Raw genomic sequence first — 16,698 nt, 5'->3', positions numbered from 1 at the left:
CCTCCACACCTACAACCACCACCGCTGCCACACCGCACTCGGCGGCCAGCCGCCCATCAACCGCGTCAACAACCCTGCGGGTCAATACACCTAGCCGGCGGTGCACCGGGGCAGGTCGGCCGTGTCGCCCTCGCGGATCTTCTTCAGGGACTGCACGGCGTCGGCGATCGTGTCCACCTCGACGAGCGTGAGCCCGTCGGGGACGTCGCTCGCGGCGGCCCCGCAGTTCCCCTTGGGTGTCAGGAAGTACTCGGCGCCCTTCTGGCGCGCGCCGACCGTCTTCATCTCGATGCCGCCGATCGGGCCGACCTTGCCCTTGTCGTCGATCGTTCCTGTGCCGGCCACGAACGCGCCGCCCGTGAGGTCGTCCGGGGTCAGCTTGTCGACGATGCCGAGTGCGAACATCAGTCCGGCGCTGGGGCCTCCCACGTCGGCCAGCTTGATGTCGATCGTGAACGGGAAGGTGTGGTCGGTGCCCGCCTGGATGCCCACGACGGCGCGGTCGCTGTCGTCGGCCTTCTTCGTGACGATCTTGATGTCCTCGGTCCGCGTCGGCTCCTTGCCCGCCTTCTCCGCGGCGGCCGCCTCCTTGACGGGGACGACCGTGAACGTGACGCCGTCGCCGGGCTTGCGCCGGGTGACGAGCTTCGCGACGTCGGTCATCTCCTTGACCGCCTTGCCGTCGACCTTCTTGATCACGTCGCCCGCGTGCAGCTTGCCCTCCGCCGGGTCGCCCTTGAAGACGGTCGACACGACGACCTGCGACTTCACCGGCAGCTTGAGCTGCCGGAGCGCCGCCACCTTGGCGCTCTCCTGCGACTGGCTGAACTCCTCGGCGTTCTCCCGCGAGGACTGCTGCTCCGTCTTGCCGTCCGGGTAGAGCGTCTCGTGCGGCACCACGATGTTGTCGTGCGCCAGCCAGCCGTAGACGGCCTCCGCCAGGTTCATGTTGTAGTCGGCACCGGTGACCCTGACCGTCGTCATGTTGAGGTTGCCGGTCGTGGGATAGGTCTTGTGCCCGGAGATCTGCAGCACCGGCTCGCCGTCGTGATCACCGAGGGTGTTCACCGTGGGGCCCGGGGACATCTCGGCGTACGGCACTTTGATGAGCACTCCGGCGCAGAGCAGCGCGATCAGCATGAGGGTGGAGGCGAGCATCGTCGCGGTGCGGCGTGGCATGGAACGACAGTACGGGACCGGCCTGTCAGTGCACCTGTGGGGCGGGCTCACGTGCCGCTGTGGGACTTCTCCATGGCCTCGCGGAACGCGGCGTAGCCGTTCAGCTCGGTGACGTCGCCGGTCTTGCCCGACTTGCGGTTGCGGGCGGCCCAGGTGGCCCACAGCCCCGCTCCGACGGCCGCCAGAAAAGGAATCAGCAACCAGGCAAGTGATGCCACGTCGACCTCCCGACCCCTTGCACGACCCGCGACCGCACGGACCGCGACTGACTGATCAGCAGATTAACCATCCGTACGGTCAACGCTCACGGCAGGGGTCGGGTTACGCAACCGGAGCCACACGGCGCAATCGGCCCGGCGGGACCGGCGCCCTTCAACAGGCGCCGACCCACTCCTCCTTGCCGTCGGAGAACCGCTGGTGCTTCCAGATGGGCACCTCGTGCTTGAGGTCGTCGATGAGCTTGCGGCAGGCGTCGAAGGCCTCGGCCCGATGGGGGCACGAGACGGCGACGACCACCGCGAGGTCGCCGACGGCGAGGTCGCCGACGCGGTGCACGGCCGCGAGGGCCCGCACGGGGTACCGGGCGACGACCTTCTCGGCCACCCGGCGCATCTCGGCCTCGGCGGTGGGGTGCGTCGAGTAGCCCAGCTCGTCGACGTCCGCGCCCCCGTCGTGGTTGCGCACCGTCCCCACGAAGAGCGCCGTCCCGCCCGCCGCGTCGTCCCCGACGGCCCGGAAGACCTCGTCCAGGGAGAGCGGGGTGTCACGGATCGCGAGAAGGCGGATCGGGTCCTGAGCGGCCTGCTCGCCGGGGTGGTCCTTCGTGGTGCGTGCCATGCGGCCATGGTGCCGCACGGCACGGACATCACGGAATAGCCCTTTCGCCCGGCACGCGTGCGTGGCACCTTGGAGATCTCTACAGGAGGCGCCGCGGGCCCCGGGAGCGTCAGATCCGGCGGCGGGCCTTGCGGGCGCGTCGCACCACCGCGGCCGCGCCGAGCAGCGCGACCGTGGCGCCCGCGGCACCCGCGGCCGTCGCGTCCTTCCGGCCGAGCCGCCGCCCCGCGACGGTCCGGCGCCCCGCGACCTCCTCCAGCAGCTCCGCGAGGACCTCCTCGTTGGTCCACTGGGGCCGCCACCCGGCGTCGTGCAGCCGGCTGACGCTCACCACCCAGGGGTACATCGTGTAGGCGAGGTCGCCGGCGGGCGACGGCGTGAGGCCGATGCGGTGCAGTCTGGCGGCGGCGCCGAGGGCCACCGCGGAGGGCAGCTCCATGCGCCGGATTCCGCTGAGCTCCTCGACCTCCTCCTGTTCGAGCCAGCCGTCGCAGCCGACGGCGAGTTCCCCGTCCACCCGTTCGAGGACGGCGTACTCCAGGGCGCTGCACAGGTCCTCGACGTGGCAGAACTGCCAGGCGGGCCGGGAACCGGCCACGACCAGGAGGCGGGGCGACTCGAAGTAGCGGGTGAGGGCCGTGTCGGTGCCGCCCACCAGGGTCGCGGGCCGCACCACGGTGACGTTGAGCCCGGGGTGGGCGCGGGGCGCCCTGCGGGCGAGCCGCTCCACCTCCAGGAGGTCGCCGACGCCGGTGGCCTCGGCCGTCGCGCGCAGTTCGGCGTCTTCCGAGAGGGGCAGTTCGTTGTCGGGCAGTGCTCCGTAGACCATCGCCGAGGTGCACAGGACGACGCGGTGGATGCCCGCGGCGGCAGCGGCGGTCAGGACGGTCTGAGTACCGCGTACGTTGTACGCGGTACGGGCCGCGCCGTCGGTCTCCAGGTCGAGATCGAGCGCCAGGTGCACCACGACGTCGGCGCCGCGCAGCTTCTCGGCGATCGCGGGGTCACGGACGTCCAGGATGTGCCACTGCGCCTGCGAGCAGTCGCCGCGGCGCTCGTCGATGGCGATGACCTGCTTGATCTCCTCCGAAGCGGCGAGGCGCTCGGTCAGCAGCGCGCCCACGCCGGAGGCCGCGCCGGTGACGGCGACGACCGGCCCGCGCAGGGGCGAGGAGGAGGCTGACGGGTTTCGCGCTGCGCGAACCTGTGGATCTGGGGAACTCACCGGGCGTCTCCAGCGGTTGTCTTCAGTACGTACCCGAATGACGCGTACGTACCAGGTGGCATCCATCCTGCCGCAGGCCATCAGTCGGCGAAGCACCGAGGCCCGAACCCGTCATGGTGTCTACGCTGGGTGGTGTTGTAGGGCAGCCGCCGCCGGAACGATACCGGCGGCCTGACGAGCCGAGGAATCCCGTGAGTGACACCCCATTCGGATTCGGCCTTCCGCCGGAGGAGCCGGAAGACGGCGACGAGGGCAAGAAGAAGGAATCCCCCGGAGAGGGACAGCGTGGGGGGCAGGGCGCCGGTGGTCCGGCCAACCCGTTCGGTTTCGGGGGGTTCCCCGGAGCCGGCGGCCCGGGCGGCGGTGACAACCCGTTCGCCGCGATGTTCGGTTCGATGAACCCGAACGACCTGGGTGCCGCCTTCCAGCAGCTCGGCCAGATGCTCTCGTACGAGGGCGGCCCGGTGAACTGGGACATGGCCAAGGACATCGCCCGGCAGACCGTGGCCCAGGGCACGGCCGACGGCGTCAAGGACGCCAGCGTGGGCCCCGCCGAGCGCTCCGCCGTCGCGGAGGCCGTGCGCCTCGCCGACCTGTGGCTGGACGACGCGACGTCGCTGCCGTCGGGGTCCGGCACGGCCGTGGCCTGGAGCCGCGCCGAGTGGGTCGAGGCGACCCTGCCGGTGTGGAAGGAGCTGGTCGACCCGGTGGCCGAGCGGGTGGGCCTCGCCATGGGCGACGTGCTGCCCGAGGAGATGCAGGCCATGGCGGGCCCGCTGATCGGCATGATGCGCTCCATGGGCGGCGCCATGTTCGGCCAGCAGATCGGCCAGGCCGTGGGCGTGCTCGCGGGCGAGGTCGTCGGCTCCACCGACATCGGCCTGCCGCTCGGCCCGGCGGGCAAGGCCGCGCTCCTCCCCGTGAACATCCAGACGTTCGGCAAGGACCTGGGCGTCGACAAGGACGAGGTGCGGCTGTATCTGGCGCTGCGCGAGGCCGCCCACCAGCGGCTCTTCGCCCACGTCCCATGGCTGCGCTCGCACCTCTTCGGCGCCGTCGAGGGCTATGCCCGCGGGATCAAGGTCGACACCGCCAAGCTGGAGGACGTCGTCGGCCAGCTCGACCCGCAGAATCCGGAGCAGCTGCAGGAGGCGCTCCAGCAGGGCATGTTCCAGCCGGAGGACACCCCGGCCCAGAAGGCCGCCCTGGCCCGCCTGGAGACGGCTCTGGCGCTCGTGGAGGGCTGGGTGGACGCCGTGGTGCACGCCGCCGCCAAGCCCCGCCTGACGTCCGCCGACGCGCTCAGGGAGACGCTGCGCCGCCGCCGGGCGACGGGCGGCCCGGCCGAGCAGACCTTCGCCACGCTGATCGGCCTCGAACTGCGTCCGCGCCGGCTGCGGGACGCCTCGCGCCTGTGGGCCTCGCTCACGGACGCGCGCGGCGTCGACGGCCGCGACGGCCTCTGGGAGCACCCGGACATGCTGCCCACGGCCTCCGACCTGGACGACCCCGACGGCTTCGTCCACCGCGAGCAGATGGACTTCTCCGAGCTGGACAAGATGCTCGGCGAGGCGGCGGGCAGCGGCTCGCCGGCCAAGCCCGACCTCCGCAAGGACGAGGGCGACGGCCAGGGGCCCGACCAGGACAAGGGGTCCCCGGAGGACGACGGCAAGTGAGCCTGTTCGACGACGCGGTCCTCGTCCTCAAGGGGTACGAGGACCAGCCCGAGCTGCGCCAGGCCTATCTGGACCACCTGTCCGCGCACGGCGACGACGGCATGTGGAAGGCCTGCACGGCGGGCCACGTGACGGCGAGCGCCCTCGTGGTCGACCCCTCGCGCGGACGTGTGCTGCTCACCCTGCACAAGAAGCTGCGGATGTGGCTGCAGATGGGCGGCCACTGCGAGCCGGGCGACCCGACGCTGGCCGCGGCCGCGCTGCGCGAGGCCACGGAGGAGTCCGGCGTGCCCGGCCTGACGCTGCTGGCGGGCGGCCCCGTCCGCCTGGACCGGCACCCGATCCCGGGCCCGTGCACCCAGCACCTCGACGTCCAGTACGCCGCGCTCGCCCCGTCCGACGCGGTCGAGGCGATCAGCGACGAGTCACTGGACCTGCGCTGGTTCGCGTACGACGAGGTGGCGGACGTCGCCGACGAGTCGGTGGTCCGCCTGGTGGAGGCGACGAGGGCGCGCCTGTAGGGACCGAGTCGAGGCCCCGAAGGGACTCTCGAAGGGGGCTCTCGAAGAAGGCTCCCGAAGGGGCGCGGGGAACTGCGCGATCGGCCGCATACGGCCCGCGGAGGCTCCCCGCGCCCCTCGGTCACTCCTGCCCGACCCGGGGCCTAGCTCCAGACGTTGCCCTGGTTCTGCCCCCGGGCGCCCTGCTGGCCCACGCCGAACTGCGCCCCGGCGCCCTGCCCGATGACCGCGTTCTGGGGCGGCAGCATCTCGCTCGGCTGCACGAGCGCGTACCCCTGCCCCATGAAGCTCAGCTCCCAGCCCTCACCGGTGTTGCCGCGGCGCCGGAAGACGCCCGATGAGTGGGTCTGGGCCTGCATCTGCACGCGCAGGCCGTTGGACCAGGCGACGATCGCGTCCGCGTCGGCGTTGACGTACCGGTCGGGCGTGACCTGGAGCATCAGCGGCTGGCCCGAGGTCATCAGGGCGACCTTGCCGCGGCCCGAGATGTTGAGCTGGTACTTGCCGGAGCCGGAGATGCCGTACTGGCTGTCCACGGCGATGACCTGGTGGGTCAGCGACGAGTCCATGGCGAGGACGTAGCTGCTGTCCACGGTCAGGCCGTCCTGGTCGACGTCCACCACATGGATGTACTGGGCGAGGTTCGCGAAGTAGACGGTGCCCTGGCCGTGGCAGCGCATCAGGTCGAGGCCTTCGCCGGTGTGCGCGCGTGCCCGCTGGTCGCCCCGGCTCTGGTACTCGGCGTCGAACTCGATCAGGCCCTGGTAGGCGACCATGGACCCCTTGCGGGCCAGGACGTCGTCGTGCCCCTCCAGGGCGACCCGCAGGAGCTGCGGGTTCTGGACGTTGTAGCGCTCGTGCGTCTGCTGCTCGGCATGCGCGAAAAGTGAGCTCTGCATGGTGTGCTGCTTTCCCCTCAGCCCCGTGCTCGGAGACGGTCGGTGCTGTCCTCGCTGGGCTGTACGACGACGATGCCCTCTCCGGAGAAGCCCATCTGGTAGGCCTCGCCGCTGCCGCGCCCGATGAGGGAGCCGGCCTTGAAGCTGCGCTTCCCCTTCACCTTCAGGTTCGGGGACCAGGCGATCAGGGCGTCCGGGTCGACGTACGTCTCGTCCTCGCCGCGACCGCAGTCGACGACGATGGGGGTTCCCCGCGAGGTCAGCGCGACCCAGCCCTGGCCGGAGACCTTGATGTTCCACAGGCCCTGCCCGGCGAACTTGGCCATGCCCTTGACCCGCTCCACGCCCCACTGGAGGGAGGCGTCGAAGGCGAGCAGGTTGGTGCCGTTCACCGAGAGCGAGTCACCCGCCAGGTTGATGACGACGACGTCCGCTCCGTAGTCGGCGAGATAGAGCAGGCCGTCCCCGGAGCACTTCATCAGGGGCGCGCCCTCGCCAGTGATCCACTCGCGGGCGACCTGACGGACGGCGGGCGGGTTCGGCTCGTACTGCACGAAGCCTTCGTAGGCGACCATGGAGCCCACGCGCGCGTAGAGGTCGTTTCCGGTCTGCATGGCCACCTTGACCATGTGGTGGCCGTGGTTCTCCATGCGGGCGGCGACGGGTGCGGGAGCGAAGCCCGCGAGTTGCTGGTTCATGACGGGCTCCCTCAGACCTCGTACGGCTGGACGACGATGAAGTTGCCGGGCGCGCCACGGAACTGGAGGTTGACGCTCTCCCCCGTGGAGCCGGCGTAGGCGTTGCTGCGCATCCGCACCTGGCTGGAGACGATCGCCTGGGCGGCGGCGGACCAGGCGACGACGGCGTGGCAGTCGGCGAACGTCGTCGGCGTGACGGGCAGCACGACGGGTACGCCGTGCGTCTTCACGATGACCGTGCCGGTGCCCTGGAACTGCATGACGAACAGGGCGCCGCCGGGGATGCCGTGCCCCTCGATCCTGCGCACCTCGTGCTGGAGGGTCTCGTCGAAGGCGAGGACGTTCTCCGCGGAGACGCAGATGGCGTCGCCCTGCAGTTCGATCGGGTGCAGGTGGGTGCCCTCCTCGGCGAGGAAGACCTGGCCGCGGCCGGAGCAGCGCATCAGCTGCATCTCCTGGCCGGTGGCGTTGCCCACGACGCGGCCCGCGAAGCCGGCGCCCTTGTAGCTGAACTCGACCTTGCCCTGGTAGAGCACCATGCTGCCCTGACGGGCGAGGATCGGCTGCTCGCCGACCCCGAGGTCGACGCGGACGAGCTTCTCGTTCTGCTGGGTCCAGCGCAGGCCGGTGGGTGCCTCGCGGTACTTCTGGAGCGCGGCGGCGACACCGGCGCCCTGGGGAGCGGCGGCCTGCGGGGCGCCCTGGTGAGCGGGCTGGCCGGGGAACTGGCCGACCTGCGGCTGGGCGTAACCGGGCGGCAGGGGGGCGCCCTGCGGCTGACCGTGACCGGGCGGCATCGGGGCCTGCGGCTGCCGGCCGTATCCCGGCGGCGGGGGCGCGGTCTGGCCGGGGACCTGCTGCTGGCCGGGCACCTGGCCGAACTGGGGCGGTTGCGGCGGCTGCTGCGGCTGCTGCTGAGGGCCGGGCTGACCGTACGGCGAGGGTGCCTGCGGGGGCGGCACGGCACCACCGGGAGGCTGGTTCATCGGGGCCACGACCGTCTGCGCGGCGTGCACCGAAGGGTTGGCGGGGGCGGCGGGCGGCGGCGTGGCGCCCTGCGGCGGCGCGAAGTGCTGCGCGGGGGCGGGGGCCTGCGGCTGAGCCGGGGCCGGAGCCGCTGCGGCGGGGGCGCCGAACGCCGGCGGGGCGGCGGCCTGCGCGGGCGGCGCGAAGGAGGGCACGACTCCGCTCTGCGGCGGCGCGGACGCGGGCTCCTCCTCGGCGACCTCTCCGCCGAAGTTCTTCAGGAGGGCTTCGAGCCCACCGTCGAAGCCCTGGCCGATCGCGGCGAACCGCCAGACGTCCTTGACGTAGAAGTCGCCCAGCATGACGGCGCGCTCCGTGGAGAACTCCGCGCCGCTGAAGGCGTAGCGGGCGACTTCCTCGCCGCCCGCGACGATGCGGATGTACCCCGACGCGACCTGCGACATCTGCCCGGCGCCGTCGATCGTCGCGGTGAAGGAGAGCCGCTGGATCTGCGGGGGGATGCGGTCGAGCGTGACGCGGAAGGACTCGGTGTCGCCGGCTTGCGCGCCGAGGAGCTGGATCGACTCCTCCGGTGACTTCGGCTGGTTGAAGAAGATGAAGTACCGGTCGTCCGAGAGCCGCTCGCTCGCGTCCAGGCCGAAGCAGCTGATGTCGAAGGACAGTCCGGGGGCGGAGATCTGCACGCCTACGTACAGATCGGTCCCCGCTGTGAGGTCACTGATCTTGGCCTTGTGGCCGCGTTGGAATTCCCTGGCCATACGTAACGACCGTCCCCCATCCCGATGTGATTGCGTCGCGTCAGGCTAACCGCAAAGTCGGACGGCGGACCAAGCCGGTACAGACCCGCTACACAACCGCCCGGAAGCGCGGACGATCACTCCTCGCGGGCGGCGGGAAGGTGCGGCAGCCGGCCGGCCGCGACCACTCCTTCGAGGTACCCCCGGGCCCTCTCGGTGCGCGGATAGGCCTCCAGAAGGCGCCAGAAACGGGGCCCGTGTCCCGGCACGAGGAGGTGGGCGAGCTCATGGACGAGGACGTAGTCCACCACGTACTCGGGCATGCCCTGCAACCGGTGCGAAAGGCGGATGCTGCCCTCCGACGGGGTGCACGAGCCCCACCGGGTGTTCTGGTTCGTGACCCAGCGGACGGAGGCGGGCCTGGCCCTGCCCCCGAAATACTGTTCGGAGAGCTGCCCCGCGCGCTCGGAGAGCTCCGCGTCGCCGAGGAGCCGCTTGCTCTCCTGCGCGGCGAGCTTGTCGAGCATCACGCCGACCCAGCGCTGCTCCTCGGCCTCCGACATGCGGGCCGGAATGAGGACGACGGTGCGGTCGCCCTCCCGGTAGGCCGAGACCGTCCGGCGCCGGCGGGCGCTGCGTCTGATCTCGACCGCGCTGGCTTTCGCGCCGGACTGCGGCGGAGTGGTCGTGCTGCGCTGTGGAGGCCCTGCGCGGCGCGCCGAGGTCTCCCCAGCGACGCGAGGGAACGGGTCTGCGGGCACGCCCCGACGTTACCCGCTGGGCATGGGGGAAGTCCCGCCTCCGGGGCACTTCGGCGCTGTTCCGCTCCCCCTCCGTCCGACTCGTACGACCGGCCGCTTTGACGCGTGCGGCTGATTAGTACGACTAACGCCCCCAGCCTGTGGACAACGCGGAGCGGGGATGCGGCGGGGCGGGCACTCTGGCAGTCGAGCCGGTGCCATGGACGGGGCGGCGCCGGACGGACGACGGGGGACGACCATGCAATCGACGACGGCCATGCATCCGACGCTGAAGCCCGCGCTGCGGCGCGGCTGGCGGGACCTGAGCACCGTGCAGTTCGGGGTGGCGCCCGCGCACGCCCTGGTGCTCGGCCCGATGGACACGGCCACGGGCAGCTTCCTGACCCTGCTGGACGGGACCCGGGGGCTGCCGCTCCTGCGGGAGGAGGCGCGGCGGATGGGCCTGCCCGACGGGCACGTGGACCGTCTCGTGGGCGAGCTGTCGCGGGCGGGGCTCCTCGACGACTCGACGGGCGGCGGTCCGGCCGCCGACGGCCTGCGCGGGCGGAGCCGGGTCATGGACCGGCTGCGGGCCGATCTCGCCTCGCTTTCCCTCTCCTCGTCGGAGCCGGGCGAGGCGATCGGGAAGCTGGCGGCGCGCCGGGCCATGCGCGTGCGGGTCCAGGGCGCGGGGCGGGTGGGTGCCGTGGTCGCCTCGATCCTCGCCGGCGCGGGCGTGGGCCGGGTCGACGTGCTGGACGGCGGGCATGTGGAGCCGTGGGACGTCGCGCCGGGCGGGCTGCCCGCCGAGTCGGTCGGTGAGCGCAGGGACGTGTCCGCGCGACGCCTCGTCCGCGGCTCGGCGCCGGACCGGCCGCCGCGCACCGCTCCCCCGAAGCGCTCCGACGCGTCCGGCAGGCCCGACGGGACGGCCCCGGAGTCCGAGGGCGAGGCGGGGCTCTCCCTCGTGATCATCGCTCCGCGGGACGGCCTGCACGCCTATGCTCCCGACGCCGTCGCCGCGGAGGACCTGCTGGCCGCCGGTACCCCTCATCTCTATGCCGGGGTGATCGAGGGCACGGGGGTGGTCGGGCCGCTGGTTCTGCCCGGAGCGACCGCGTGTGCCGGATGTCTCTTCCGGCAGCGTTCGGACCACGACCCCACCTGGCCGCGCATGCTGGCCCAGTGGCGCTCGGGACGTGCCCGGCATGTGCCGGCCTGCGATCTGGCGTTGTCGACCTCGGTCGCGGGCCTGGTCGCGGGGCATGCGCTCGCGTTTCTGGACGGCGCGCCGTCGGCCTGTACGGACGCCCGGTGGGAGGCGTCCGTGCCCAATTTCGCTTGGCACGCGCGCCCCGTCCGGGCGCATCCCGCGTGTCCGTGCGGGGCGGCCTCGCACGTTAAGGGGGACGGGCTCGCCACTGACACGGAGCCGCACGCAACAATGGCCGGGTAACCGCCTGAGAAGGCGTGGCTGTCTGGGACTTGGAGGGGCGAATGTCTGATCTTCCCCGGAAGGCGGTCACCCGAACCGCCAAACTGGCCGCGCTGCCACTCGGCTTCGCGGGACGCGCGACCTGGGGGCTCGGCAAGCGGATCGGCGGCAAGTCGGCGGAGATCGTCGGACGCGAGCTGCAGCAGCGCACGGCGGAGCAGCTCTTCAAGGTCCTCGGGGAGCTGAAGGGCGGCGCCATGAAGTTCGGCCAGGCGCTGTCCGTCTTCGAGTCCGCGCTGCCCGAGGAGGTGGCGGGGCCCTACCGCGCGACGCTGACGAAGTTGCAGGAGGCGGCGCCTCCGATGCCGACGCGCACGGTGCACTCCGTGCTCGCGGAGCGGCTCGGCGAGGACTGGCGCGAGCGGTTCCTCGAATTCCAGGACAAGCCCGCCGCCGCCGCGTCGATCGGTCAGGTGCACCGGGCGGTCTGGGCGGACGGGCGCGAGGTCGCGGTCAAGGTGCAGTATCCGGGAGCGGGCGAGGCCCTGCTGTCCGACCTGAACCAGATCAGCCGGTTCGCCCGGCTGCTCGGCCCGCTCGTCCCCGGCATGGACATCAAGCCGCTCATCACCGAGCTGCGTGACCGCGTGTCGGAGGAGCTGGACTACGGACTGGAGGCGCGCGCGCAGCGGGCGCACGCGGAGGAGTTCGTGGACGACCCGGACGTGGTGGTGCCCGCGGTGGTGCACCAGAGCGACCAGGTTCTGGTCACCGAGTGGATGGACGGGATTCCGCTGTCGGAGGTGATCGCGGACGGCTCGCAGGAGCAGCGCGACCGGGCGGGCCAGCTGCTGGCCCGCTTCCTCTTCTCGGGCCCGGCGCGCACGGGGCTCCTGCACGCCGACCCGCACCCGGGGAACTTCCGGCTGGTGCCCGACGGCGAGGACGGCTGGCGGCTCGGCGTCCTGGACTTCGGCACGGTGGACCGGCTCCCCGGCGGCCTGCCGGTGATCATCGGTGAGGCCATGCGGATGACGCTGGAGGGCGAGGCCGACGCGGTCTACGAGATGTTGTGCGCGGAGGGCTTCGTCAAGGAGTCCGTGGAACTCGAACCCGACGCGGTGCTCGACTATCTGCTGCCGATCATCGAGCCGATGCTGGTGGACGAGTTCACGTTCACGCGGGGCTGGATGCGCAACCAGGCGGCCCGGGTGGCCGATCCCCGCTCCCCCGCCCACCAGTTGGGCAAGAAGCTGAACCTGCCCCCGTCGTATCTGCTGATTCACCGTGTGACGTTGAGCACCATCGGGGTGCTGTGCCAGCTGGGGGCGACGGTCCGGATGCGGGACGAGCTGGAGGAGTGGCTGCCGGGCTTCGTGGCGGAGCCGGACGCGGACGACGTGGGCGACGCGGACGACGCGGACACCGGGGCCGCGGTCGAGGAGGACGTGGCGGCGGTCGAGGCGTGAGGGGGGCCGCGGCTGCCGGAGCCGGGACGGCTACCAGAGGTCGGAGTCGAGGCGTCCCTCGATGGCTCTGATGTTGTCGCGGGCGCAGCTCTCGCAGAAGTAGCGGCGGATGCCGTTCTCGACCGAGTAGGTCCAGGTCAGCGGCGTGCCTTCGGCGGTAGCGCCGCAGCGGGAGCACACCGGGTTCACCGCGTCCGCGGCCGGGGGGTTCTGCTGGTCCACCCGACGACCCTATCCCCGCGTCCGGCTGGGCGCGGGCGCAACGTACAGCGGGGGCCGGTCCCGTCCGGACCGGCCCCCGTTCGCTTCTCTCGCTGCTCCTGGGCTCTTACTGCATGACCGCTATGGCCAGCGCGCGCCGGGCGCGCAGCGAGGCGCGCTCCGCGCGGCGCTGCATGCGGCGGGCCGCCAGCAGGCGCTCGGCCGGGCGCTGGGCCTCGGCCTCACGCAGTCGTTCGTGCATATGCGCACGAGCCATGGCTTCTGGGATGAGTTGCATCTCTCGGGTCCTGTTCTGGCGCGAGGCGTGCGCGCCGCTGGTGGTGAAGTCCGGGGTGGCGGAGCCGACGGGCTCACTGGTGGCTGCCTTCATCGGGGCCTGCTTCTTGGGGTCGTGCGTGAGGGGGCGGTCGATCGTTCCGGTGATGTTCATGCGACGACCGGGTTCTTGCGCGGGCGGCCACGGGGCCGCTTGCGGGCAACGACGACGCCCTGGACGAACAGCTCGCCGCCCCAGACACCCCACGGCTCACGCCGCTCCTTGGCGCCGGCGAGGCAGGCCTCCACCAGCGGGCAGGTACGGCAGAGCGACTTGGCGTACTCGACGTCGGCCGGGGACTCGGCGAAGAAGACCTCGGGGTCGTAGGCACGGCAGGGGACGGGTACGCCCAGGTTCTCGATGGCGTCGTCGAGCGCGGTGAGCGCGGTCAGGGGGGTCAAGGTCGGGTCCTCCGTGGAAGTGGGCGGGGCGATCGCTTGTGAAGGCGGTACGGACGGGGCGTGCGCTTCGAGTTGCACGGTGTGGTTTTCCTCGTCTGGTCGTGCCGGCCTGGGTCGGCCGGTTGGCGGCTGGTACCGGGTCTTGCTGGTGGCCCCTTCGGCTTGTCTCCCTGTTTCGGGGAAAACAAAAGGGCCGCGGATCCCGGGTGGGGTTCCGCGGCCCTGAAGGCGCCGGCCTGATCGAGATCAGACTGGATCGCTCCAGGGTTCGAGCCCACGGAAGGCCCACATCAGGTGGTGCTGCGTCGTCTGCTTCCGGAATCCGGCACCGGCTGCCGCAAAGGCATAGGCCTGGGCCTGCGCCTCCGCTACTGCTGCTTCCGGTGCCTTGGTCGGTCGCTCATTGCCCTCATTGGCCTCGCGAATGGAGAGACCGGAGAGAGGCAGGGCGGCAGGCAGCGGACGCACGGCGGCGGTGCCGCCGGACAGACCGGTGCCCTGGTTCGAGAGGCCGAGCAGGCAGGAAGCGACGACCGAGCGATCGGTCATTTTGACGGTGCTGATGAAGCTCTCGTTGATGCTGATCACTGGAATTCGCCTCCTCTCGGCGTCTAAGGGATCGATCGGAATCGATCCTGCGGAACAAGTACAGCACGGGGCCAGGGCTTCGGAGAAGCCGCCGTTCCCGTGCCTAAGAACCTATGGGTCTTCCTTGCGCATGCGCAAACTATTTTCTCGACGAGTTTGAATCACTCGTCTTCGGCGCCCCTTACACCTTCCTGACCTGCACAGATGGCGAGGACGTCGGCGCCGAAGCGGTGAAACTTCCGCACGCCGACCCCCGGGATGCGGGCCAGTTCGCCCTCGTCCTCGGGCACGGCCTCGGCAATGGCGATCAAGGTCTTGTCCGTGAAGACGCAGTACGCGGGCTGCCCGAGCCGCCCCGCCTGGACGCTGCGCCACTCCCGCAGCCGTTCGTACAGCCCTTCGTCCATGTCGGAGGGGCAGTCCTCGCACCGCAGCAGCTTCAGCTCGCCCGCGTCCGTGAGCGTCCGCCCGCAGACGCGGCAGCGGGCGGGCGTGCGGCTCTTGTGCCGCCGGCGGCCGGATACCGCCCCCAGTGCCTCACCTCCGCTGCCGCGCTCCACGCCACCGGGGCCGCCGCCCGCCGCACGCGCCGCCGCGCCGCCGCCGGAACCCGGCCGCAGACCGTCCAGGAAACGGCTGGGGCGGCGGTTGGGCCGGCCGCCCGGCGAGCGGGAGAGCGCCCAGGAAAGAGCGAGGTGGACGCGGGCGCGGGTCACGCCCACATAGAGGAGCCGGCGCTCCTCCTCGACCTGCTCGTCGGTCTTGGCGTAGGTGATCGGCATCATGCCCTCGGCGAGGCCGACGAGGAAGACGGCGTCCCACTCCAGGCCCTTGGCCGCGTGCAGCGAGGCCAGGGTGACGCCCTCGACGGTCGGGGCGTGCTGGGCGTTCGCCCGCTCGTCGAGCTCGGCCACCAGGTCGGCGAGGGTCGCGTCGGGCCTGGCCCGCGCGAAGTCCTCGGCGAGACGGACCAGCGCGGCCAGCGACTCCCAGCGGTCGCGGACCGCGCCGGAGCCCGCGGGCGGCTGCGAGGTCCAGCCCTTCGTGGAGAGCACGGCCCGCACCTGCGAGGGCAGGTCGACCACGTCGTCGAGGAGTGCGTCGTTGCCCCCGAAGCGGGCGGCGCCGCGCAGGGCCGCGCCCGCCTCGCGGACCTCGGTGCGCTCGAAGAACCGCTCGGCGCCGCGGAGCTGGTAGGGCACGTTCGCGTCGGCGAGGGCCTGTTCGTAGATCTCCGACTGGGAGTTCGTGCGGAAGAGGACCGCGATCTCGCTGGCGGGGACGCCGTCGGCGATCAGGGCCCGGATGCGGCGGGCGGCGCCCTCGGCCTCGGCCGGCTCGTCCGCGTACTCCGTGTAGACCGGCTCGGTGCCGGGGTCGCGCTGGGAGATCAGTTCGAGCCGGTGGTCGGCGGCGCGGCCGCGGGCCTGGGAGAGCAGGCCGTTGGCGAGGTGGACGACCTGGGGCGTGGAGCGGTAGTCCCTGACCAGTTTGACGACGGTCGCCCCCGGATGGCGGGTGCGGAAGTTCAGCAGGTGGTCGGGGGTGGCTCCGGTGAAGGAGTAGATCGTCTGGCTGGCGTCGCCGACGACGCAGAGGCTGTCGCGGTCGCCCAGCCAGAGTTCGAGGAGGCGCTGCTGGAGCGGGCTCACGTCCTGGTACTCGTCGACCACGAAGTGCTGGTACTGGGCGCGGACCTGTTCGGCGATGTCGTGCCGGTCCTGGAGGATGCCGACGGCGAGCAGGAGGACGTCCTCGAAGTCGATGACGGCCCGGTCGCGCTTCAGGTCCTCATAGGCCGCGTAGAGCTGGGCGATCTCGGCGGGGTCGCGGGGGACGTCGCGGCCGGACTTGGCGGCTGCCGCCGCGTAGTCGGCGGGGACGGTCTGGGTGACCTTGGACCATTCGATCTCGCTGGTCAGATCGCGCAGCTCGTTCCGGTCGAGGCGGATGCGGCAGGCCGCCGCCGCGTCGGCCACGAGCTTGATCTTGCGGTCGACGATCCTGGGCAGCGAACCGCCGACCGCTTTCGGCCAGAAGAACTGGAGCTGGCGCAGGGCCGCGGAGTGGAAGGTCCTGGCCTGGACGCCGGAGGCACCGAGCTGGCGCAGGCGGCCGCGCATCTCGCCGGCGGCGCGGTTGGTGAACGTGACGGCGAGGACGCTGGCGGGCTGGAGGACACCGGCACGCACGCCGTAGGCGATGCGGTGGGTGATCGCCCGCGTCTTGCCCGTCCCTGCGCCGGCGAGGACGCACACCGGCCCGTGCAGGGCCGTGGCCACCTCGCGCTGCTCGGGGTCGAGCCCGTCGAGCACCGCGTCGGCAGAGTCCGGGACCTGCGGGAAGAGGGTGGAGTGCGTTGCTGCTGTCACCCCTTCATGCTGCCAGGTCGCCGGGGGCGGACGAGCCGGTTGTCCACAGGGGGGCGGCTGCGGTCGTATTAATGCGGGAATGGTGGCGGGGTGGCGTACGTTCCTTCATTGCGAAGACGCACCCCGAGCGACGAAGGAGCACGGACGACATGCCGGGCACTGTGACGATGTACAGCACCACGTGGTGCGGCTACTGCCGCCGCCTCAAGGGCCAGATGGACCGCGAGGGCATCGCGTACAACGAGATCAACATCGAGCAGGACCCGGATTCGGCGGCCTTCGTCGAGAAGGCGAACGGCGGAAACCAGACGGTTCCCACCGTTCTCTTCCCGGACGGCTCCACGCTCACGAACCCCTCGCTGGCGCAGGTCAAGCAGAAGCTGGCCGCCTGACGGA

18 protein-coding genes are annotated in these 16,698 nt (G+C 71.7%); 5 read left to right on the top strand and 13 right to left on the bottom strand.

What is annotated here, in order from left to right; genetic code table 11:
• Window positions 1-90: 90 nt before the first annotated feature.
• The 4 genes from AB0I16_RS32660 to AB0I16_RS32645 form a co-directional block, all read right to left on the bottom strand.
• Window positions 91-1,179 (bottom strand): PDZ domain-containing protein, encoded by a 1,089-nt coding sequence (locus AB0I16_RS32660; RefSeq protein ID WP_363253283.1) that lies wholly within the window; start codon window positions 1,177-1,179, stop codon window positions 91-93.
• 47 nt (window positions 1,180-1,226) lie between these two features.
• Window positions 1,227-1,397, bottom strand: coding sequence for a hypothetical protein (locus tag AB0I16_RS32655; protein WP_363253282.1), 171 nt, complete (start codon window positions 1,395-1,397; stop codon window positions 1,227-1,229).
• 154 nt (window positions 1,398-1,551) lie between these two features.
• On the bottom strand, window positions 1,552-2,016 hold the full coding sequence (locus AB0I16_RS32650; protein WP_363253281.1) for a molybdenum cofactor biosynthesis protein MoaE: 465 nt from the start codon (window positions 2,014-2,016) through the stop codon (window positions 1,552-1,554).
• Window positions 2,017-2,125: 109 nt separating this feature from the next.
• A complete protein-coding gene (locus tag AB0I16_RS32645; RefSeq protein ID WP_363253280.1) occupies window positions 2,126-3,241 on the bottom strand; it encodes an SDR family oxidoreductase in 1,116 nt (371 codons plus the stop codon).
• 191 nt (window positions 3,242-3,432) lie between these two features.
• Here AB0I16_RS32645 and AB0I16_RS32640 point away from each other — a divergent pair, with 191 nt between their 5' ends.
• Entirely contained in the window at window positions 3,433-4,917 is a 1,485-nt protein-coding gene (locus AB0I16_RS32640) for a zinc-dependent metalloprotease (protein WP_363253279.1), read from the top strand.
• A complete protein-coding gene (locus tag AB0I16_RS32635) occupies window positions 4,914-5,438 on the top strand; it encodes an NUDIX hydrolase (RefSeq protein ID WP_363253278.1) in 525 nt (174 codons plus the stop codon). The genes AB0I16_RS32640 and AB0I16_RS32635 overlap by 4 nt, the downstream gene beginning before the upstream one ends.
• A gap of 143 nt (window positions 5,439-5,581) precedes the next feature.
• Here AB0I16_RS32635 and AB0I16_RS32630 read toward each other — a convergent pair whose 3' ends face one another.
• The 4 genes from AB0I16_RS32630 to AB0I16_RS32615 all read right to left on the bottom strand — a co-directional run bounded on the left by AB0I16_RS32630 (window position 5,582) and on the right by AB0I16_RS32615 (window position 9,520).
• Complete coding sequence (locus AB0I16_RS32630) at window positions 5,582-6,337, bottom strand: AIM24 family protein (protein ID WP_363253277.1); 756 nt, start codon at window positions 6,335-6,337, stop codon at window positions 5,582-5,584.
• 17 nt (window positions 6,338-6,354) lie between these two features.
• Window positions 6,355-7,035: an AIM24 family protein gene (locus tag AB0I16_RS32625; RefSeq protein ID WP_363253276.1), complete on the bottom strand. Its 681-nt coding sequence runs from the start codon at window positions 7,033-7,035 to the stop codon at window positions 6,355-6,357.
• An 11-nt stretch (window positions 7,036-7,046) separates the two neighbouring features.
• On the bottom strand, window positions 7,047-8,780 hold the full coding sequence (locus tag AB0I16_RS32620) for a TerD family protein (RefSeq protein WP_363253274.1): 1,734 nt from the start codon (window positions 8,778-8,780) through the stop codon (window positions 7,047-7,049).
• Window positions 8,781-8,896: 116 nt separating this feature from the next.
• Window positions 8,897-9,520 (bottom strand): M48 family metallopeptidase, encoded by a 624-nt coding sequence (locus AB0I16_RS32615; protein WP_363253273.1) that lies wholly within the window; start codon window positions 9,518-9,520, stop codon window positions 8,897-8,899.
• A gap of 256 nt (window positions 9,521-9,776) precedes the next feature.
• Here AB0I16_RS32615 and AB0I16_RS32610 point away from each other — a divergent pair, with 256 nt between their 5' ends.
• Together AB0I16_RS32610 and AB0I16_RS32605 are read left to right on the top strand one after the other, a co-directional pair.
• Entirely contained in the window at window positions 9,777-10,955 is a 1,179-nt protein-coding gene (locus tag AB0I16_RS32610; protein ID WP_363253285.1) for a TOMM precursor leader peptide-binding protein, read from the top strand.
• Between the two features lie 41 nt (window positions 10,956-10,996).
• Window positions 10,997-12,403 carry an AarF/ABC1/UbiB kinase family protein gene (locus tag AB0I16_RS32605; RefSeq protein ID WP_363253271.1) on the top strand — a complete coding sequence of 469 codons (1,407 nt, stop codon included), beginning with the start codon at window positions 10,997-10,999 and terminating at the stop codon, window positions 12,401-12,403.
• Between the two features lie 30 nt (window positions 12,404-12,433).
• Here the strand turns inward: AB0I16_RS32605 and AB0I16_RS32600 are convergent, their stop codons facing one another.
• The 5 genes from AB0I16_RS32600 to AB0I16_RS32580 all read right to left on the bottom strand — a co-directional run bounded on the left by AB0I16_RS32600 (window position 12,434) and on the right by AB0I16_RS32580 (window position 16,302).
• Window positions 12,434-12,625, bottom strand: coding sequence for a hypothetical protein (locus AB0I16_RS32600; protein WP_363253270.1), 192 nt, complete (start codon window positions 12,623-12,625; stop codon window positions 12,434-12,436).
• A gap of 106 nt (window positions 12,626-12,731) precedes the next feature.
• The gene (locus tag AB0I16_RS32595; RefSeq protein ID WP_363253269.1) at window positions 12,732-13,055 is read right to left on the bottom strand and encodes a hypothetical protein; all 324 of its coding nucleotides are present in this window, start codon (window positions 13,053-13,055) and stop codon (window positions 12,732-12,734) included.
• Window positions 13,052-13,420, bottom strand: a complete 369-nt coding sequence (locus AB0I16_RS32590; protein ID WP_363253268.1) for a WhiB family transcriptional regulator — start codon at window positions 13,418-13,420, stop codon at window positions 13,052-13,054. Before AB0I16_RS32590 ends, AB0I16_RS32595 begins: the two co-directional genes overlap by 4 nt.
• 168 nt (window positions 13,421-13,588) lie before the next feature.
• Entirely contained in the window at window positions 13,589-13,930 is a 342-nt protein-coding gene (locus tag AB0I16_RS32585; RefSeq protein ID WP_363253267.1) for a hypothetical protein, read from the bottom strand.
• A gap of 161 nt (window positions 13,931-14,091) precedes the next feature.
• Window positions 14,092-16,302 (bottom strand): ATP-dependent DNA helicase UvrD2, encoded by a 2,211-nt coding sequence (locus AB0I16_RS32580; RefSeq protein WP_363253266.1) that lies wholly within the window; start codon window positions 16,300-16,302, stop codon window positions 14,092-14,094.
• Window positions 16,303-16,451: 149 nt separating this feature from the next.
• Between AB0I16_RS32580 and AB0I16_RS32575 the strand changes: the two genes are divergently transcribed.
• A complete protein-coding gene (locus AB0I16_RS32575) occupies window positions 16,452-16,694 on the top strand; it encodes a mycoredoxin (RefSeq protein WP_363253265.1) in 243 nt (80 codons plus the stop codon).
• Window positions 16,695-16,698: the final 4 nt, after the last annotated feature.

Origin of the sequence: Streptomyces sp. NPDC050703 (assembly GCF_040654435.1) — a bacterium.
In the GTDB taxonomy this organism is placed as follows: domain Bacteria; phylum Actinomycetota; class Actinomycetes; order Streptomycetales; family Streptomycetaceae; genus Streptomyces.
The sequence above is the reverse complement of the archived record's forward strand: the minus strand, read 5'-3'. Positions and strand labels throughout refer to the sequence as shown.